Source organism: Enterobacter sp. V89_11 (assembly GCF_029967775.1).
GTDB classification, from domain to species: domain Bacteria; phylum Pseudomonadota; class Gammaproteobacteria; order Enterobacterales; family Enterobacteriaceae; genus Enterobacter; species Enterobacter ludwigii.
The window spans coordinates 135,344-154,863 of record NZ_JASCAN010000014.1 but is presented as its reverse complement, the minus strand read 5'-3'; the positions used below and the strand labels follow the sequence as shown (position 1 = coordinate 154,863).

18 protein-coding genes are annotated in these 19,520 nt (G+C 54.8%); 9 read left to right on the top strand and 9 right to left on the bottom strand.

What is annotated here, in order from left to right; all coding sequences use genetic code 11:
- The first annotated feature begins 125 nt into the window (after positions 1-125).
- The 3 genes from mutH (at position 126) to QLG09_RS12705 (ending at position 2,338) form a co-directional block, all read left to right on the top strand.
- Complete coding sequence (mutH, locus tag QLG09_RS12715) at positions 126-818, top strand: DNA mismatch repair endonuclease MutH (RefSeq protein ID WP_032678891.1); 693 nt, start codon at positions 126-128, stop codon at positions 816-818.
- Positions 819-946: 128 nt separating this feature from the next.
- A complete protein-coding gene (locus tag QLG09_RS12710; protein WP_020883776.1) occupies positions 947-1,165 on the top strand; it encodes a YgdI/YgdR family lipoprotein in 219 nt (72 codons plus the stop codon).
- Between the two features lie 132 nt (positions 1,166-1,297).
- A complete protein-coding gene (locus tag QLG09_RS12705; RefSeq protein WP_025203341.1) occupies positions 1,298-2,338 on the top strand; it encodes an NADP(H)-dependent aldo-keto reductase in 1,041 nt (346 codons plus the stop codon).
- 77 nt (positions 2,339-2,415) lie between these two features.
- On the opposite strand, the gene lplT is transcribed toward QLG09_RS12705, so the two are convergent.
- Both lplT and aas read right to left on the bottom strand, forming a co-directional pair.
- Entirely contained in the window at positions 2,416-3,609 is a 1,194-nt protein-coding gene (gene lplT / locus QLG09_RS12700; protein WP_080975372.1) for a lysophospholipid transporter LplT, read from the bottom strand.
- Positions 3,602-5,761, bottom strand: a complete 2,160-nt coding sequence (aas, locus tag QLG09_RS12695; RefSeq protein ID WP_020883773.1) for a bifunctional acyl-ACP--phospholipid O-acyltransferase/long-chain-fatty-acid--ACP ligase — start codon at positions 5,759-5,761, stop codon at positions 3,602-3,604. Before aas ends, lplT begins: the two co-directional genes overlap by 8 nt.
- Before the next feature lie 424 nt (positions 5,762-6,185).
- On the opposite strand from aas, the gene galR reads away from it, so the two are divergent.
- Complete coding sequence (gene galR, locus QLG09_RS12690; protein WP_020883772.1) at positions 6,186-7,202, top strand: HTH-type transcriptional regulator GalR; 1,017 nt, start codon at positions 6,186-6,188, stop codon at positions 7,200-7,202.
- Here the strand turns inward: galR and QLG09_RS12685 are convergent.
- The 4 genes from QLG09_RS12685 to QLG09_RS12670 all read right to left on the bottom strand — a co-directional run bounded on the left by QLG09_RS12685 (position 7,163) and on the right by QLG09_RS12670 (position 11,260).
- Entirely contained in the window at positions 7,163-7,639 is a 477-nt protein-coding gene (locus QLG09_RS12685) for a GNAT family N-acetyltransferase (protein ID WP_049023262.1), read from the bottom strand. The genes galR and QLG09_RS12685 overlap by 40 nt on opposite strands.
- Positions 7,636-8,409: a GntR family transcriptional regulator gene (locus tag QLG09_RS12680; protein WP_014171459.1), complete on the bottom strand. Its 774-nt coding sequence runs from the start codon at positions 8,407-8,409 to the stop codon at positions 7,636-7,638. The genes QLG09_RS12685 and QLG09_RS12680 overlap by 4 nt, the downstream gene beginning before the upstream one ends.
- A gap of 90 nt (positions 8,410-8,499) precedes the next feature.
- Positions 8,500-9,927: a glycoside hydrolase family 1 protein gene (locus QLG09_RS12675; RefSeq protein ID WP_040019076.1), complete on the bottom strand. Its 1,428-nt coding sequence runs from the start codon at positions 9,925-9,927 to the stop codon at positions 8,500-8,502.
- Positions 9,928-9,934: 7 nt separating this feature from the next.
- Complete coding sequence (locus QLG09_RS12670; protein WP_020883770.1) at positions 9,935-11,260, bottom strand: PTS transporter subunit EIIC; 1,326 nt, start codon at positions 11,258-11,260, stop codon at positions 9,935-9,937.
- A 300-nt stretch (positions 11,261-11,560) separates the two neighbouring features.
- Here QLG09_RS12670 and QLG09_RS12665 point away from each other — a divergent pair, with 300 nt between their 5' ends.
- On the top strand, positions 11,561-12,598 hold the full coding sequence (locus tag QLG09_RS12665) for a LacI family DNA-binding transcriptional regulator (RefSeq protein ID WP_032678896.1): 1,038 nt from the start codon (positions 11,561-11,563) through the stop codon (positions 12,596-12,598).
- Here the strand turns inward: QLG09_RS12665 and lysA are convergent.
- Positions 12,568-13,830, bottom strand: coding sequence for a diaminopimelate decarboxylase (gene lysA / locus QLG09_RS12660; protein ID WP_025203335.1), 1,263 nt, complete (start codon positions 13,828-13,830; stop codon positions 12,568-12,570). The genes QLG09_RS12665 and lysA overlap by 31 nt on opposite strands.
- 122 nt (positions 13,831-13,952) lie before the next feature.
- Between lysA and QLG09_RS12655 the strand changes: the two genes are divergently transcribed.
- Entirely contained in the window at positions 13,953-14,876 is a 924-nt protein-coding gene (locus QLG09_RS12655) for a LysR family transcriptional regulator (RefSeq protein ID WP_063435127.1), read from the top strand.
- On the opposite strand, the gene QLG09_RS12650 is transcribed toward QLG09_RS12655, so the two are convergent.
- Positions 14,871-15,563 carry an aspartate/glutamate racemase gene (locus QLG09_RS12650; protein ID WP_049023260.1) on the bottom strand — a complete coding sequence of 231 codons (693 nt, stop codon included), beginning with the start codon at positions 15,561-15,563 and terminating at the stop codon, positions 14,871-14,873. The two genes, QLG09_RS12655 and QLG09_RS12650, sit on opposite strands and share 6 nt — an antisense overlap.
- A 136-nt stretch (positions 15,564-15,699) precedes the next feature.
- Here QLG09_RS12650 and QLG09_RS12645 point away from each other — a divergent pair, with 136 nt between their 5' ends.
- Positions 15,700-16,023: a cupin domain-containing protein gene (locus QLG09_RS12645; protein ID WP_020883766.1), complete on the top strand. Its 324-nt coding sequence runs from the start codon at positions 15,700-15,702 to the stop codon at positions 16,021-16,023.
- A gap of 41 nt (positions 16,024-16,064) precedes the next feature.
- On the opposite strand, the gene wzz(fepE) is transcribed toward QLG09_RS12645, so the two are convergent.
- Positions 16,065-17,189: an LPS O-antigen length regulator Wzz(fepE) gene (gene wzz(fepE), locus QLG09_RS12640; RefSeq protein ID WP_049023259.1), complete on the bottom strand. Its 1,125-nt coding sequence runs from the start codon at positions 17,187-17,189 to the stop codon at positions 16,065-16,067.
- A 540-nt stretch (positions 17,190-17,729) separates the two neighbouring features.
- On the opposite strand from wzz(fepE), the gene QLG09_RS12635 reads away from it, so the two are divergent.
- Positions 17,730-18,620, top strand: a complete 891-nt coding sequence (locus tag QLG09_RS12635; RefSeq protein ID WP_014171468.1) for a sugar ABC transporter permease — start codon at positions 17,730-17,732, stop codon at positions 18,618-18,620.
- A complete protein-coding gene (locus tag QLG09_RS12630; protein ID WP_025203331.1) occupies positions 18,613-19,515 on the top strand; it encodes a carbohydrate ABC transporter permease in 903 nt (300 codons plus the stop codon). Before QLG09_RS12635 ends, QLG09_RS12630 begins: the two co-directional genes overlap by 8 nt.
- The last annotated feature ends 5 nt before the right edge of the window (positions 19,516-19,520 follow it).

The following is a 19,520-nucleotide window of genomic DNA, read 5'->3' as shown; positions in this document are numbered from 1 at the left end:
CATCCATTTTTAGCGTACTAAAAAAACCTATAAATCATACACATGGCATATTCGTACAGAAAAAGTTAAACTCTATCCACAGGGGACAATTTCTTAGTGTATTTTTTAATCAAAAGGTTACCTTCATGCATTCGCTTTTACCCTTGCTTTCACCGCCGTCCAGCGAAACCCAGTTGCTACAGCAGGCGCAGCGTCTGGCTGGCTTTTCGCTTGGCGAGCTGGCGGCAATGGCTGGCCTGCCGATCCCTCAGGATCTGAAGCGGGATAAAGGCTGGATCGGCATGCTGCTGGAGCTGTGGTTGGGTGCAAGCGCAGGGAGTAAACCGGAGCAGGATTTCGCCGCCCTGGGCGTAGAGTTAAAAACCATTCCCATCGATAGCCTTGGTAAGCCCCTGGAAACGACATTTGTCTGCGTTGCACCGTTAACCGGGAATACCGGTGTGACGTGGGAAACCAGTCACGTTCGCCATAAACTGAAGCGCGTACTTTGGGTCCCCGTAGAAGGAGAACGTCAGATCCCGCTGGCTGAACGCCGGGTTGGCGCACCGCTGCTGTGGAGTCCGGATGAAGATGAAGAGCATCAGCTGCGTCTGGACTGGGAAGAGCTGATGGATATGATTGTCCTCGGTCAGGTTGAGCGCATCACCGCCCGACACGGAGAGGTGTTACAGCTGCGGCCAAAGGCGGCGAACAGTAAAGCGCTCACGGAAGCAATCGGTGCCCGGGGCGAGCCGATACTGACATTGCCACGCGGTTTTTATCTCAAAAAGAACTTTACCGGGGCGCTGCTTGCTCGCCATTTCTTACTCAAAACGTAGTTTTTTACTTATTTTGAGAGCTCTCAAACATAATCACCTGGTTTTTAAGATTTTACCGCTTCCTCCTGTCGAAATATCGGGTTATTACTACACTATGATTTGATACGAGCCAGGTGAGGACGATAACGATGAAAAAATGGGCAGTGTTAATTTCAGCAGTCGGATTAGCGTTTGCAGTATCGGGCTGTAGCAGCGATTACGTGATGGCGACAAAAGATGGCCGGATGATCCTGACAGACGGCAAGCCGGAAGTCGATGATGACACCGGTCTGGTCAGCTACCGCGATCAGTCCGGGAATAAAATGCAGATCAATCGCGACGAAGTCTCGCAAATTATCGAGCGATAAACAGAGAGAGGTCAGTACCTTGCTGGCCTTTTTGATTTTTTTCTTCCCCTTTTGCTTCCCCTCTGCCATGTTTATATTCCTTTGTCGGGAGGTTCCTGACGCGGTCTACATGTCTATTGAAGGAAGCCGGCTATGCATTATCACCGTATCCCCCACAGCTCTCTGGAAATAAGCCAACTGGGGTTGGGCACGATGACATTTGGTGAACAAAACAGCGAAGCCGATGCCCATGCACAACTCGATTATGCCGTCAGCCAGGGCATTAACCTGATTGATGTCGCAGAGATGTACCCTGTTCCTCCACGCCCGGAAACGCAGGGGCTTACCGAAACCTACGTCGGCAACTGGCTGGCAAAACGCGGCAACCGAGAAAAATTGGTTATCGCCTCGAAAGTCAGCGGCCCTGCGCGTAACAGCGATGCCGGGATCCGCCCAAACCAGATCCTCGATCGCAAGAATATCCGTGCCGCGCTGGATGCCAGCCTGAAGCGCCTGCAAACCGATTATCTTGATCTCTACCAGGTACACTGGCCGCAGCGTCCAACCAACTGCTTTGGTAAGCTCGGCTACAGCTGGAACGAAAGTGCTCCCGCCGTTACGCTGCTTGAAACGCTGGAAGCACTGACCGAATGCCAGCGAGCGGGCAAAATCCGCTACATCGGCGTGTCTAACGAAACGGCTTTTGGCGTTATGCGCTACCTGCACCTGGCTGATAAACACGATCTGCCGCGCATTGTCACCATCCAGAACCCCTACAGCCTGCTCAACCGCAGTTACGAAGTGGGTCTGGCCGAAGTGACGCAATATGAAGAGGTTGAGCTGCTCGCCTATTCCTGCCTGGGCTTTGGTACGCTGACGGGTAAATACCTGAACGGTGCGAAGCCAGCCGGCGCGCGTAATACGCTCTTCAGCCGCTTTACCCGCTATAGCGGCGAGCAGACGCAGAAAGCCGTCGCGGCCTACGTTGATATTGCGAAGCGTCACGGGCTCGATCCTGCCCAGATGGCACTGGCCTTCGTACGCCGTCAGCCGTTTGTGGCCAGCACCCTGCTGGGCGCAACGACGATGGAACAGTTGAAAACCAACATTGAGAGTTTCCATCTGGACCTGAGCGAGGACGTGCTGGCGGAGATTGACGCGGTGCATCAGGTTTATACCTATCCGGCACCGTAAAAAAACAAAACGGCAACCTCTGTTGCCGTTTTTAATGTTTGCACCCGCTTGTGAAAAGGCGCTGAAGACGATCCGAATCAGCGGCGGCGCTGCCAGACCCACAAGCCGGCAATCGCCAGCGCGAACAGTCCACCGAACCCGACGCCAATCCCTACCACAGGCGCACCGGCTTTAACCGCCAGCGAATACAGGCCCAGCATCAGCAGCATCGCCAGGTTTTCACCGAGGTTTTGCACCGCAATAGCATTGCCCGCCCCGACCGTCTGCTTGCCACGCTCCTGCAAAAGCGCATTCAGCGGCACCACGAAGAAGCCCCCCAGAATACCAATCAGGATCAGCAGTACGTAGGCTGGCAATAACGCGTGTTGCAGCGCGAAAAAAAGCACCGCAACGCCAATCAGGATCCCTGCCGGCATGCAGCGAGCAACGGTGTCGAGCGTCACCAGTTTTGCCGCTGCCCCCGCGCCCACCACAATCCCGATCGCTACCATTGCATTAAGGTAGGTTGGCGTCGCGTTGTCCGTGATCCCCAGCGCCACCGGCACCCACAGCACCAGCAGGAAGCGCAGCGTAACGCCAGCGCCCCAGAACATACTGGTGCCCATCAGAGAGAATCGCGTTTCACCGTTACGCCACAGTACGCGGCAGGCATTGAAGAAGCTGCCGGTCATCGGCTTAAAGCGCCAGGATTGCCCCGGACGCGCCACCGGCAGTTTCGGAATAAACAGGTTAGCGACTACCGCGCCACCGTACACCACAGCACACACGCCGAGGGCCGCCAGCACGTGCCAGTCAGCGAGGACACCGCCTGCGACGGAGCCAAGCAGGATTGCCGCAATGGTAGAGGACTCCATCAGCCCATTGGCTTTCACCAGCTTATCACCGGTGGTCAGCTCCCCGAGGATGCCATACTTCGCCGGGGAGTAGGCTGCCGCGCCAATGCCGACCAGCGTATAGCCAATAAACGGATTGAAACCAAAACAAATGCTGGCGGCTCCCAGCAATTTCAGGCCGTTGGCAAACATCATTACCCGGCCTTTCGGGAAGCTGTCCGCAACCTGTCCGACAAACGGTGCAAAGATAATGTAAGCGCCCACAAACACCATTTGCAGAACCGGCTGACTCCAGTCGGGGTAAAACTCAGCCTTGAGCAGTGCCAGCGTGGCAAACAGCAGCGCGTTATCGCCAAAGGCGGAAAGGAACTGGGCGGCAATCACCGCCATCATGCCTTTTGAGCGCAGAGAGGTGTTAGTGTGTACTGACTTACGCATTATGTTGTTCCGCCTGTTCAACCATGCCCTTGAGGGTCACGAAGTCGGGCTTACCGCTGCCGAGCACCGGAAGCTGTTTCAGGTAGCGAATATCACGAGGTACCGCCAGCTCCGGAATGCCGTGCTCGCGGGCATAGCTCAGTAACTGGTCGCGCTTAAGCTCGCTGTCGGTGGTGAACAGCACCAGCGCCTCGCCTTTACTTGCATCACTCTTTACAACCGTGGCATGCATCTTGTCGGCAGAGACGCCCGATGCCAGCTGTTCAACCATCTCAAGAGAGACCATTTCACCCGCAATCTTGGCAAAGCGTTTTGCACGCCCCTGGATCTGCACAAAGCCTTGCTCATCGAAACGTACAATATCGCCGGTGTCGTACCAGCCCGTTTCAATCTCGCCATTAACGTTTTCTGCGGTCGGTGCTTCCAGCACGCCGGGGTTTTCCACGCGCAGATAGCCGTTCATCACGTTTGGCCCTTTCAGCTGCAGACGTCCACCGTCTTCAATGCCAGGCACCGCCAGCAGACGAGCATCCAGCCCAGGCAGAATTCGGCCTACTGTCCCCGGTTTCGCCGCCATTGGCACGTTGATAGAGACCACCGGCGCACACTCTGTCACGCCATACCCCTCGAGGATGCGCAGACCAAATTTGTCCTGCCAGATCTGTCGCGTGCTCTCCTGCAGTTTTTCCGCGCCAGCAACCACATAGCGCACACGGAAGAAGTCATACGGGTTGGCGAAACGCGCGTAGTTCCCGAGGAAGGTTGAGGTTCCAAACAACACGGTACAGTTACGGTCATACACCAGCTCCGGCACAATGCGGTAATGCAACGGGCTTGGATAAAGGAAGACTTCGGCACCGGTCAGCAACGGCGTGAAAAGCCCCACCGTCAGACCAAAAGAGTGGAACAGCGGCAGCGCTGACATAAACCGGTCTTTCGCGGTAAAGTCGGCAATGCTTTTGATCTGCTCAACGTTCGCCAGAATACTCTTGTGACTGTGGACGACACCTTTCGGGTTGCCTTCAGAGCCAGAGGTGAAGAGGATAATCGCGTCGTCTTCCGGCTGCTGTTTCACCTGGGCCAGACGCGGCATCAGCAGATGAGCAAAAATCCACAGTTTGTCGCCTGTCGTCACGTCCGCTTTAAGATCTTCCAGGAAGACCCAGCGTACCTGGGTAAGCTGTTCAGGAAGATGCCACAGTTTGCCTTTGTCGAGGAACTGGCGGGAGGTAAAGACGGTTTTGATTTGCGCTGCCGTGATGGCGCTGGTCAGCCCTTTCACGCCCGCCGTGTAGTTCATCATCGCCGGAATACGGCCACGGGAAACGGCTCCAAAAATCACCGCCGCACTGATGCCTGCGTTGGGCAGCATCAGGCCAATCTTTTCGCCCTGCTGACTGTACTTCTCAAGAATACGGCCCACGAACAATGTTTTGGTCAGCAGCTTGCGATAGGTATCCGGGGTAAAGTTGATGTCTTCGATGCAGTTTTTCTTCGCGCCGTAACGGTGCTGTGCCGACAGCAGGGATTCATACAGCGTCTCGCGCGGGCGGACCGCCATACGCGCTTCCATCATAATCTGGTGCAGCATCTCTCCGGCAATTTTACGGCGATCGCGTGCACGGGGCGCGTCAGGCATCGGTAACGACGTTGGCGGCAGGATATGCAACGTAATTTTTGGGAACACGCGCTGCTTTACCAGCCCTTTCAGACGGCTGAAATAGGAGCGCTCCGCCCCTTCAATACGCAGTGGCACCACGGTTGCTTTTGACTTCGCCGCGACAAACCCGGCGCCGTCGTAGATTTTCATCAGTGAACCGGTCACCGAGATGCGCCCTTCCGGGAAAATAACCACCGGACGCCCCTGCTCCACCAGACGCACCAGATGTTTAATCATCATCGGTTTGGTCGGGTCGAGCGGCACAAAATCAATCAGCGGCGTGAGCCAGCGCATGTACCACTGCTGGCTGATGGAGGTATAAACCGCAAACACCGGACGCACGGGCAGAAATAGTGCCAGCAGAATGCCGTCGATAAAGGAAACATGGTTTGGTGTGATAAGAACGCGTTCGCCGCGAAGCGCCTGAGCATCGCCAGTGACGCGAATGCGAAAGAGAATACGGAAGAGTGTACGGAAGAACCCAAAAAGCATCTCAACTCCCTTTGCCAGCCAGTGTGAAGGGTTGATAGTAAATGGTGGCAGATTACACGAGAAGTGATACGGGAGCGACTGCAAAGTTGAGGCGAAAAAAAACCTGCGCATCCGCGCAGGTTGGTGCAAGAGAAGAGTACGAAACCGTACTAAGAATTCTCACCAATCAATACCTCTGGGATCTCGACTCTATCAATCTCCCCCTCATCCTCGCCATCGGACAATCGCAACAGCCTGAGGCAAAGTGTAACTAAAGGTTCAGATTGACATTATTCAGACATGACTGGCCGTGTAACGATTACACGGCCAGGGTTGTGCTGCGTCACGTTTGTGGAGGGCGAAACCCCGCGCCCCTTGAATGCACGGCGCTTTTCCGCAACACTATTTCGTGTGTAAACGCTTACCCCCACTAAGAAGGTATGTAATGGCGACAATAAAGGATGTGGCCCGTCTGGCTGGTGTTTCCGTGGCGACCGTCTCGCGCGTGATTAACGACTCCCCTAAAGCCAGTGACGCATCACGCCAGGCGGTGCAAAACGCCATGGAATCATTGAATTACCATCCGAATGCCAACGCCCGCGCCCTTGCCCAACAGTCTACTGAAACCATCGGACTGGTGGTGGGCGATGTGTCTGACCCGTTTTTTGGCGCCATGGTAAAAGCGGTTGAACAGGTTTCTTATCAGACCGGCAATTTTCTGCTGATCGGCAATGGCTATCACAACGAACAAAAAGAACGCCAGGCTATCGAACAGCTGATGCGCCACCGCTGCGCTGCGCTGGTTGTTCACGCCAAAATGATCCCCGATGCTGAACTCATTCATCTGATGAAGCAGATCCCCGGCATGGTGATCATCAACCGAATTATTCCCGGTTTTGAGAAACGCTGCGTGGCACTCGACGACCGCTACGGCGCCTGGCTTGCTACCCGCCATTTGATTCAGCAGGGCCATACCCGCATTGGTTATCTCTGCTCCAATCACCCGATTTCCGATGCCGAAGATCGCCTGCAGGGCTACTACGATGCCCTGCGCGAAAACGGTTTGCCGTGTAATGACCGGCTGGTGGCCTACGGCGAGCCGGATGAGAGTGGCGGCGAACAGGCAATGACAGAACTGCTGGGGCGTGGACGGAATTTCACGGCGGTTGCCAGCTATAACGACTCGATGGCCGCCGGGGCAATGGGGGTGTTAAATGACAACGGAATCGAAGTGCCGGGAGAAATTTCACTCATTGGCTTTGATGATGTGCTGGTGTCCCGCTACGTGCGTCCCCGCCTGACCACGGTACGTTACCCGATTATCACAATGGCAACGCAGGCTGCGGAGCTGGCACTGGCGCTGGCCGAACAACGCCAGCCACCGGATATCACCCACCTGTTCAGCCCCACCTTAGTCCGCCGTCACTCCGTAGGTTCGCCAGCAGAAGCGGGAGAGGAATAGCGATACAGATGTACCGTTTTGTTCGGGTATTCAAGCGCATCGCCAATGTACTGCCAGCCGTAACGTTCGTAGAAGTCGCGGCAGGCAGACCACAGATGCAGTTCGTGATACCCGGCCTGCGCGGCATAGGCGATAACATGCTGCTGCAGTTTTCCCGCCAGTCCGTTACCACGCGCCGCTTCATCAACGTACAGCGCAGCCAGCCACGGACAAAGATCCTGTCGGGTGATTAAATCGCAGCGCCAGATCCCGACCGTACCCAGAAGCTGTTCGCCCTCCAGAGCAATAAAGGTCAACGGTAACGCGCCCGGCGTCTGGCTATGTTCAACGATGCTCTGGAAAAACGCCCGCGTAAGCCCGTCACCGAACGCCTGCCAGATCCAGTCAGTTACCTGTTCCGCATACTGAGACGCGGCATAGAGAGGCAGAATAGTCACACCAGCTTCCCCTGAAACACGGGCACAGATTCAAAAAGATAACCGTCAAAATCCGGCGCATCTTCATCGGAGAGTTCAAGTAAGCTCTTTTTCACATTTTCCAGATGCTGGAACATCGCCTGCCAGGCGCCCATCACGTCACGACGGCGAAGCGCCGCGAGGATGGTTTGTCTGTCGCCCAGCCATTTCAGGCGGTATGCACGGCTGGCGATATGCCCATTGAATTGCTGCCACAGCGGGCTGCTGTCCATGTGGTGCCAGATACTCTCTACCGTTGCCAGCAGCATCTGGTTTTGCGTTGCCCCCGCCAGTACCAGGTGAAACATTTTATTGTTGTCCTGGCTGTTATCGTTGGCGGCAATAGCGCGCTGCTCCTGCTCAATAATACGGCGCAGATTGTCGATGTCTGCGCGTGTCGCCATTTTGGCAGCAAACGCGGCGATGTTGCTTTCGAGGAGCTGGCGCGCCTGCAGGATCTCAAAGGGGCCGACGTCGCTGTTCAGAAAACGTTCTTCTTCGTTTTCGTGTTCTTCAGGAATGCGCATCACATAAACGCCAGAACCCTGGCGGATATCCACCGTGCCCTGCAGCTCCAGCATCAACAATGCCTCACGCACGATGGTACGACTTACGCCGTACTTCTCAGCAATATTTCGCTCGGGCGGCAGACGGGAACCTACGGGATAGTGCCCCTGGATAATTTGCGCCCGTAAATCCTCGCCAATTTCCTGGTACTGTTTTTTTTCCGGCAGGATGACAGCCTTATCCACGTTTTCACCTGTTTTTTCAGTTAATGCGCAGGCCGGGCGTCCTCCCGGCCAGTTTGTGCGCTATTTTACCAGAACCAGCATGGTTTTCGCTTACTTCCATTCATCATCGACCGGGAGCGTGAGCACGCGCGCATCGCGCAGCTGCCGGAACCAGCTCGCCGACCTTTTCGCCCGCCTGGCGCGATTGTTATCGAGATCGATCTCAATCAGCCCGTAGCGGTTTTTGAAGGCGTTCATCGGCGATACGTTGTCCGTGAAGGCCCACAGCATATAGCCATGACAGTTTGCCCCCTCCTCCCGCGCCAGCAGCGTGTAATAGAGGTGCTCGCGAATGAACGCAATGCGGTACTCGTCGTCAATGACCCCGTCACTGTTGCGAAACTGCGCTTCGTTCTCCACGCCCATCCCGCTCTCCGCCACGAACCAGTCGATGTTGCGGTAGTCATTTTTTATCCGCATCGCCATATCGTAGATAATGCGGGGGTAGATTTCCCAGCCGCGGGATTTATTCATTCGCCGTCCAGGCAGTTCGAACGGTTCGTAGTAGTACGCCGGGTGGAACGGTGTCTCCGGGTGCCAGGCACGAGACGGCGCTTTCACCCGATGCGGGTAATAGAGGTTTATCCCCAGCTCATCGACGGTGTTCTGCGCAATCAGTTCCAGCTCTTCTGCGGTGTAGTCCCACGCCACCTGATGCTGTTCCAGCAGCGTAAACAGTTCTGGCGGGTAGCGCCCGTGCACCAGCGGATCGAGAAATACGCGGTTATAGAACAGATCGTACTTCTCTGCGGCGTTAACATCGTGCGGCGCGCACGAGCGAGGATAGGTGACTTCGGGGTTGAGAATACAACCAACCGAGCCAGGGTAGCCTTTGGCACGAAACAGCTGTACAACCTTTGCCGTCGCCAGAACCTTATGGTGGTTCCACTGCATCCATTTACCGGTATTCTGCTCGTAGGGCCAGCGCAGCGCATCGAGATAAACGCGGGTCTGTACCACGATCGGTTCATTGAAGGTAAACCAGCGGGTGACTTTACCGTGGTAGCGTTCAAAGACTTTTTCCGCATAGCGGACAAACAGGTCGACAACCTGCTTTGAAGCCCAGCCGCCGTAAGTGTCAAGCAGCACGCCCGGCAGCTCGTAATGCTCAAGGCAGATCATCGGCTCAATGCCCTGACGGTGCATCTCATCGAACAACGCGTCGTAATAGGCGGCGTACTCCTCGTCCACCGTCACTTTTTCATAGTCGGTTAAAAAACGTGACCAGTTAATCGAGGTTCGGTAGTGCGTCAGCCCTGCCTGCTTCATCAGCGCCACATCCTCGCGAAAGCGGTTGATAAAGTCGGTCGCCACCGCCGGGCCATAGCCGTTGTGCCAGACGTGGCGATCGTTTTTGTACCAGAGATCGATCCACGAATCCTGCCCCGCCTTTTTGCCGCTCCAGCCTTCGGTTTGCCAGGCTGACGCGGCCGCGCCCAGAATGAAATCCTGCGGAATGGTTATCTGTTTTGTCGTCATCACATCCTCATGCATTGTCGGTCGCCTGTTGCAGTGCGGCCTGTTCGGCACGTCGTGAAGCAATCTTCACAAACGGCAGGTAGATAATGACGGCAGTCACAATGCAGATAAGCTGAGTGATGACCGCCCCCATCGATCCGGCGGTGGAGAGCCAGGCGTTGATCAGCGGCGGCGTGGTCCACGGCACCATCACCACGGCTTTACCGGCAAAGCCGGTTACGGTGGCAAAGTAACCGATAGAGCCGGTCACCAGCGGCGTGATAATGAAAGGAATGGCGAGGATCGGGTTGAGCATGATTGGCATGCCGAAGATCACCGGTTCGTTGATGTTAAAGAGCCCCGGACCAATGGAAAGCTTGGCGATCTCTTTCATTTCTTTGCGTTTGGTGGCAATCATGACCGCGATCAGCAGGCCGATGGTCAGCCCCGACCCGCCGATGCTCATGTACACATCCCAGAACGGCATGGTGATGATATTCGGCACCTCTTTGCCCTGCTCAAAGGCGCTCATATTAACGGTGATGGCGCCTAACAGCAGCGGCTCGCGGATCGGCTTGATCATCTGGTTGCCGTGAATACCAATCACCCAGAAAAGCTGTGCGACAAACATCAGCAGCAGAATGCCCGGCAGGCTTTGCACCACGCGCTCCAGCGGCTGTTGCACCACCTGATAGACCGCGTCATAGAGATACATGCCGGTGAGTTGATGGAAGACGAAACCCAATGTGGCAATCGCGGTAGTGGTGATGATCGCCGGGATCAGCGCGGAGAACGATGCCGCCACGTTTGGCGGTACGGTGTCCGGCATCCTGATCTTCAGCCCCTTGCGGTTTTCCAGCCAGCAGTAAATTTCTACCGACAGAATCGCGATAAACATACCGAGGAACAGGCTGCGGGTATCAGAGAACTGACGCAGCAGCACGTCTTTCACCACGTGCATTTCACCATCCACCAGCATCTCAACGGTTGTCGGCGTCACGCAGATAAAGCAGATCACCGCCAGCAGGCCAGGGAATAAGGATTTGATCCCGTTGATGCGGCCCAGTTCGATGCCGATTAAGAACACCGCGCCAATGTTAAGGAAATTCAGGGTGGCGTAATTGAGCGCGCTGGTGATGGGTTTTAGCGTGGCGAGAAAAGAGAGGGACTGGAAGCTCGCCAGGCCATTTTTCGGATCCAGTACCATATTGGAGATCAAGACAGAGAATGCCCCAACGATGATGACCGGCATTAAGGTAATAAAGGCAGACTTGATCGCCATGATATAGCGATAACTGTTGAATTTTGTGGCAAAACTGCCCAGAGCGTCGATCAGTTTTTCCTGTAATGCCATAGGGTAATACCTCAGTAAAAGGGCTTTTATTGGATAAGGTGTACAGCCGGATACTATTGGCATACCAAAAATAGCTTCATGTCGGGTTTTGTTCTGTGATTAAGCTCTCAACGACGTAACAGGTATTCCAAAATGCGGTTTATATCGATTTTGGCATACCACTTAAAATCCTGTATTTCGAACTGACCGATCGTTACCTAAAAGCGTGATCGTGCTGGAAGTTTTGCCCTTCCCGCATCGCTTATGCACCGGATGGTCTGTGTTAAACTGCAGATCGTTACGTGGAATCAGGAATGTCTAATGGCAACAATGCTGGATGTCTCATTGCGCGCGGGCGTGTCGAAAGCCACGGTATCGCGCGTGCTGAACGGCACAGGTCAGGTTAAAGAGAGTACGCGTCAGCAGGTGTTTAATGCGATGGAAGAGCTGGGCTACCGCCCAAATTTTCTCGCGCGTTCGCTGGCGAACCAGACCAGCAACAGCATTGGTCTGGTGGTCTCTACCTTTGATGGTTTTTACTTTGGTCGTCTTCTTCAGCAGGCCTCCCGGCAGACGGAAACCCACGGCAAGCAGCTGATCGTCACGGATGGTCACGACGCCCCGGAGCAGGAAGAGCAGGCGGTACAAATGCTGGCCGATCGCAAATGCGATGCCATAGTGCTTTACACCCGCTACATGAGCGAAAAAGCGATCATGAAGCTGATCCATTCGGTGCAAACCCCGCTCGTGGTCATCAACCGTGAAGTCAGCCAGGCGCCCGATCGCTGCGTGTTCTTCGAACAGCAGGATGCCGCCTTTAAGGCCGTGGATTACCTGATCAACCAGGGCCACCGGGAGATCGCCTGTATCACCGTCCCGATCCACACGCCAACCGGGAAAGCGAGGCTGATGGGCTACCGTAAGGCGCTGGAAAAGCACGGCATTCGTCTGGACGAGCGGCGGATTAAGTATGGCGATGCGGGAATGACGCGAGGATATGAGCTCTGCAAAGAGCTGATTGCCGACGGTATAGCGTTTAGCGCTCTGTTTGCCTGTAACGATGATATGGCGCTGGGTGCGTCCAAGGCGCTACACCAGGCGGGGCTGCGGATCCCACAGGATATTTCCCTGTTTGGCTTTGACGATGCCCCATGCGCGAAATGGCTGGAGCCAGCGCTCTCGTCGGTTTACCTGCCCATCGACAATATGATCGTTACGGCTATCGATCAGGCGATCCGGCTGGCAAAAAACCAACCGGTCGACGCGATCCCGCCGTTCACCGGTACGCTGGTATTACGCGACTCGGTCACGACGGGGCCGTACTTCACTCAGACGAGTTCCAGCGCCAGCAGTTCCTGAATGGTCTGGCGGCGGCGGATCAGCCGCGCCTTGCCGTTATCAAACAACACTTCTGGCAGCAGCGGGCGGCTGTTGTAGTTTGAGGACATTGACGCCCCGTACGCACCGGTATCGTGCAGCACCAGATAGTCGCCTGGTTTAACTTCCGGCAGCGCGCGGGTTTCCACTTTCCCCCCTTCCTGCTGGGTAAAGACATCACCAGACTCACACAGCGGGCCCGCAACAACCGTCTCGATACGCGGCGCGTGAGTTAAATCGCGGCCATCGGCAGCCAGAGCCGAAATGTGGTGATAGCTGCCGTACATTGACGGGCGCATCAGATCGTTAAAGCCCGCGTCAATCAGCACAAAGTGGCGCGAGCCCATCTCTTTCACGCTGCGAACCTGCGCCACCAGCACCCCGGATTCAGCCACCAGGAAACGACCCGGCTCAATTTCCAGCTTAACGGCATGACCAAGATGCGCGGCGACCTGGTCACGCGCGGCGCTCCACAGGCCGTAATAGTGATCGGTGTCGATCGCCTCTTCCCCTTCACGGTAAGGAATGGAAAGACCGCCCCCGGCAGAGATCGCCTCCAGATCCTGACCAAACTCGATCACCTGGCGCACCATTGCGCCACAGACCTGCTCAAGGTGCGCGTAATCCACGCCGGAGCCGATGTGCATATGAATCCCCACCAGCTTCAGATTGTAACGCTGCAATACGTCCAGGGCAGCGGGCATATCGGCATACCAGATACCGTGCTTGCTGTTTTCGCCGCCGGTATTGGTTTTTTGGCTATGACCGTGACCAAAGCCAGGGTTCACGCGCAGCCAGACGCGGTGGCCCGGAGAAACTTGCCCAAGCTGTTCCAGCATATCCACGGACCCGGCGTTTACCGGCACCTGCAGCTCATGGACGCGAGCAAGCGTGGCGTCGTCGATCACATCGGCGGTAAACACAATCGCGTCAGGATCGGCTTTCGGATCAAACCCGGCCGCCAGCGCGCGCTCAATCTCCCCCAGGGAGACGGAGTCGACCTTCACACCCTGCTCACGCATCAGACGCAGAATGTGAATATTGGAGCACGCCTTCTGGGCAAAACGCACCACGTCAAACTGATGCAGGGCAGCAATCTTCTCGCGAACGATCTGCGCGTCGTAGACCCACACCGGACAGCCAAACTCGGCAGGCAGGCGTAGCAGGTTTTCGGCATTCAAATCGGTATCAGTCTGGTTAAGCGGGCGTGGCATGGTCTTTCTCCGGGGTGACATTTTTTTATGATTACGCCACAGCAGGAAGAGAATAAAAAATATCGTTTTATCGCGAGTCTATGCAAAAATGATATGGACAGTTCTTTGTATTCAGGTGACCTATGCCCGCCGTCAATTTACGCCATATCGAGATTTTTCACGCCGTGATGACCACGGGCAACCTCACCGAGGCTGCGCAGATGCTCCATACCTCGCAGCCAACGGTCAGCCGCGAGCTGGCGCGATTCGAAAAAGTGCTGGGACTGAAGCTGTTCGAACGCACCCGGGGCAGGCTTCATCCGACGGTACAGGGGCTGCGCCTGTTCGAGGAAGTGCAGCGCTCATGGTACGGGCTGGACCGCATTGTCAGTGCAGCGGAAAGCCTGCGCGAGTTTCGGCAGGGCGAGCTATCGATTGTCTGCCTGCCCGTCTTTTCACAGTCTTTTTTGCCGACGCTGCTCCAGCCTTTTCTGGCCCGATATCCGGAGGTGAATCTCACGATTGTCCCGCAGGAGTCACCGCTGCTCGAGGAGTGGCTCTCCGCACAGCGCCATGATTTAGGCCTGACCGAAACCCTCTCTACGCCCGCGGGAACGGAACGCACGGAACTGCTCTCTTTAGATGAGGTGTGCGTGCTGCCAGCCGGGCATCCACTTGCCCGCAAGCAGATTCTGACGCCAGCGGATTTTCACAGTGAGAACTACATTAGCCTGTCACAAACCGACAGCTACCGGCAGCTGCTGGATTCACTGTTTGCCGAGCATCAGGTGAAGCGCAGGATGGTGGTCGAGACCCACAGTGCGGCCTCCATTTGCGCCATGGTGCGCGCCGGGGTGGGCGTTTCGGTGGTGAATCCACTGACGGCGCTGGATTACGCCGGGCGCGATATTGTGATCCGCCCGTTTAGCCTGTCAGTCCCGTTCACCGTGAGCCTGATCCGCCCCCTCCATCGCCCGGTCTCAGCGCTGGTGGAGGCGTTTACGGAGCACCTTATAGCCCATGCCCGTCAGGTGGCGCTTCGTTTATCCGATCGGCAAAGTTTATGACAGCATAAACTCCACGGCATCGGCGGCATGAATCGCGGCGGTATCGAAGACCGGAATCGGGCTTTGCTCAACCGGCACCAGTAAACCGATTTCCGTACAGCCGAAGATCACCCCTTCCGCCCCCTGCTGCGCGAGTTTTTCAATCACGCTGACGTAATATGCCCGGGATGATTCGCTAAAGGTGCCGAGGCAGAGTTCATCAAAGATAATCTGGTTGATGCGGGCCCGGTCTGCCTCATCCGGGATCAGGCTTTCAATGCCAAACTGGCTGCTCAACCGACCGCGGTAAAAATCCTGCTCCATGGTGTAGCGCGTTCCCAGCAGCGCCACACGACGTAACCCGGATGCGGTGATGGCCCGCCCGGTTGCATCGGCAATGTGCAGGAAGGGCAGCGAACAGCGCGCTTCGATATGGGACGCGACTTTATGCATGGTGTTGGTACAGAGCAAAATCCCCGCTGCTCCCGCACGCTCCAGCCCCAGCGCGGCCTCGGCCAGTATTTCCCCGGCTTTATCCCATTCACCGCTCGACTGGCAGGCTTCGATTTCATGGAAATCTACGCTGTGCAGCAGCAGGCTGGCAGAATGCAGGCCCCCCAGACGTTGCTTCACCCCTTCATTAATCAGGCGGTAATAGGGGATTGTCGATTCCCAGCTCATCCCCCCTAACAGGCCGATCGTTTTCATCATCCCTCCTTATGTGTTTATCCCAGTGAAGCAAACTTGTGATCGTGTTTCCAGTTCTTTGTCACGTCGTTTCTTTTTAACCCCTGGTGATATAAATTAAATGAAACATTGTTTTAATACATTCCGGGGTGACGATATGTTTATTTTCCACAACGAGACCACGCTTGACGATCTGGGTAACGGCGTGACGCGCCGTATTCTTGCCCATGGCGGTAAAATGATGGCGGTGGAGGTGAATTTTGAACAGGGCGCGACTGGCCCACTGCATAACCATCCTCATGAACAGTTAACCTATGTGCTGTCCGGCGAGTTTGAGTTCACGATTGGAGATGAAAAACATGTGGTGACAGCCGGGGATACCCTCTACAAAAAGCCACATGTGATGCACGGCTGCGTGTGTCTTAAACCCGGCACGCTGCTGGATACCTTCACGCCGGTACGTGAGGATTTTTTGAAATAAAAAAAGGGCGCTGATAACAGCGCCCTTCTCGTCTGCGTTTTTTATTCCGTTACAGGCTCGACCAGAGGATTGCGACTGAGCATGGCCTCACGCAGTAATACGCTGCCACAGGCAAACAGCCCGCCCAGCAGTCCCGCCAGGATCACAATCAGGGCTTTGCCCGGACCGTCTTTTTTCACCGGCATGGATGGAGAGAGCTGATACTTGAAAGGTTCAAGTTTTACGTCTTCGACAGACAGCTTTTTCAGCTGCGCCAGGTAGTATTCCCGGTTCTGGAAGTCTGCGTTCAGCTCAGCGATATCCTTGAGATTTTTTTCAATCTGCAGTTTTTGCGCGATACCGTCGGCACCGAGCGCGACGGAGTAATCCGGATCGTCTTTAACCGCCTGACCGTTGCTGTAGACCGGCTTTTTGATACCCGCCGCGTTGGCCACTTCCAGAGAATAGTTAAGACGCTGCAGATTGGTGTTGTGAACATTCGTCAGACGTACCCGATCCAGCTCCAGCTGCTGCTCCACCACTTTGGTTTTCAGGGTGATCTGGTTACGGATATTCTCCATGGTTTCCTGCTCAACAATCTGCGAGATGTAATCCACGTAACCTTTAAGAACCGTTTGCGCATCCCCCGCCGTCGGCGCGGTGAAGCTCAATGTCCACGAGACGTACGGCGCTTTATCCGCGTCTTTTGCCAGGGTGTTATCTACCGCTTTCATCTTTTCGGAGATATTGACCACCGCACGATGCAGCTCAAGCGGATCCACGTCAGTGCCTTCCAGCTGTGCCATCACGTAAGGTGAGGATTTCATGTACTCCTCAAGCAACGACTGCGACTGGAACTTTTTAATAAACTGGTTAAACACGTCCGGACGGGTAATTTTCACGTCCACGTCGAGCACCTGCAGGGCGACCATCATCTGGCGCAGCGGGTTCCACTGCGTCTGTTCCGCCGGTGTGATCACCGCTTTACTGGTCCATTTTTGTGGCAGTAAGAACGCGATGGCCAGTCCAACCAGTGCGAATGCGAAGGCAATCACGATGATACGTTTTTTTGCCGCCAGAAGAACTTCTAACAGTCCCAGAAGGTCAATTTCTTTGGAACTGACTACCGGGGCCGCGTAATGGGGGAAGTCGAGATCCGTATTTTTTTTGAAATCCATTGCTGACATAGCCATTCTTCTTTTGAGGGTGCAGACCATTTCTGCCTGATTGGTTACAGTGGTCCGATGATACAAGAAAGTAAGAATTATCTGAACGAAAGAATGATCCAGCTGTAGACCTGCTATCAGAATTAGTAGTTAGTTTCTCCACGGTATTGTCTTTATTAATCATCCGGTTCTTTCCGCCCGCCCTCCTCTCTCTTCTTTGAACGCCTGAAATAGCGCAAAAATGCCATCCTCATCACCTTATTGAAACACCGTTTCGACTTTGATCACATTTCCGCTATTAAGCGAATGACGCAGAAACAAATAGCAATAATATAAAATAAAACGGCGTTTTATTATCCAGGAACACGAGTTCTACCGTATTGAAACCCAGGCGTTTCGCGCATCGATGAAATCGAAAAAAGTCTTATAAAACAAAGTTAAATGAAGTAACCGTGACACGTATTACCCAGAACATTGCCGTTCAGGCTCGGTTTCGACAGCCTGAAAGGTTGTTACAGACGCAGATTCCGTTTTAAACCATTGATTACCAGGTAGGTAAGTATGAATGAAAACAAGCTGCTGGGGCTCGCGTGGATATCACCCTACATCATTGGGTTGATACTCTTTACGGCTTTCCCCTTCGTCTCATCGTTTTTCCTGAGTTTTACGGATTACGACCTGATGAGCCCGCCGGTATTTAACGGCATTGAAAATTATCGCTACATGTTTACGGAAGACACGCTCTTCTGGACATCAATGGGAGTGACGTTTGCGTATGTATTTCTGACCATCCCCCTGAAGCTCGCCTTTGCATTAGGGATTGCGTTTGTTCTGAACTTTAAATTACGCGGTATTGGATTCTTCCGTACCGCCTACTATATTCCGTCGATCCTCGGCAGCTCCGTGGCCATTGCTGTTTTGTGGCGCGCGCTCTTTGCCATTGATGGTCTGCTGAACAGCTTTATTGGCGTATTTGGTTTTGACCCGGTGAACTGGCTGGGTGAGCCCTCGCTGGCACTGATGTCGGTCACCCTGCTGCGCGTCTGGCAGTTCGGTTCCGCGATGGTCATCTTCCTGGCCGCGCTGCAAAACGTTCCGCAGTCGCAGTATGAAGCGGCGATGATCGATGGGGCATCCAAATGGCAGATGTTCACGAAAGTGACCGTGCCGCTGATCACGCCGGTGATTTTCTTCAACTTCATTATGCAGACCACCCAGGCGTTCCAGGAATTTACCGGACCGTATGTCATTACCGGCGGCGGGCCAACGTATTCCACTTACCTGTTCTCACTCTACATCTACGACACCGCGTTCAAATACTTTGACATGGGTTACGGCGCAGCACTGGCGTGGATCCTGTTCCTGGTGGTAGCCATTTTTGCCGGTATCGCCTTTAAGTCATCGAAATACTGGGTGTTCTACTCCGCCGATAAAGGAGGCAAAAATGGCTGATATCCAACAACTTTCCACGGCGAGGACGATTGCCGAGCGTGAAGTCGCCCGCACGCTGCGCAGAGAGAAAATTAACGCCGCTGTGCGCTACGTGATCCTGCTGTTTGTCGGCCTGCTGATGCTTTATCCGCTGGTGTGGATGTTCTCGGCGTCGTTCAAACCGAACCACGAGATTTTCACCACTCTCAGCCTGTGGCCTGCCCATGCGACCTGGGACGGTTTTGTGAATGGCTGGAAAACCGGTACCGAATACAACTTCGGCCATTACATGCTGAACACCTTTAAGTATGTGATCCCGAAAGTGATCCTGACCATTATCTCCTCCACCATCGTGGCGTACGGCTTTGCGCGCTTTGAAATCCCGTGGAAGAAATTCTGGTTCGCTACCCTCATCACCACCATGCTGCTCCCCAGCACCGTGCTGCTGATCCCGCAGTACCTGATGTTCCGTGAAATGGGCATGCTCAACAGCTATATGCCGCTGTACCTGCCGCTGGCCTTCGCCACCCAGGGGTTCTTCGTCTTCATGCTTATCCAGTTCCTGCGCGGCGTGCCGCGTGACATGGAGGAGGCGGCGCAAATTGACGGTTGTAACTCGCTTCAGGTGCTGTGGTACGTGGTGGTGCCGATCCTGAAACCGGCCATTATCTCCGTCGCCCTGTTCCAGTTCATGTGGTCAATGAACGACTTTATCGGGCCGCTGATTTATGTCTACAGCGTGGATAAATACCCGATTGCACTGGCGCTGAAAATGTCCATCGACGTCACCGAAGGGGCGCCGTGGAACGAAATTCTGGCAATGGCGAGCATCTCCATTCTGCCATCCATCATTGTCTTCTTCCTGGCACAGCGCTACTTCGTCCAGGGCGTCACCAGCAGCGGAATTAAAGGTTAAGAGGG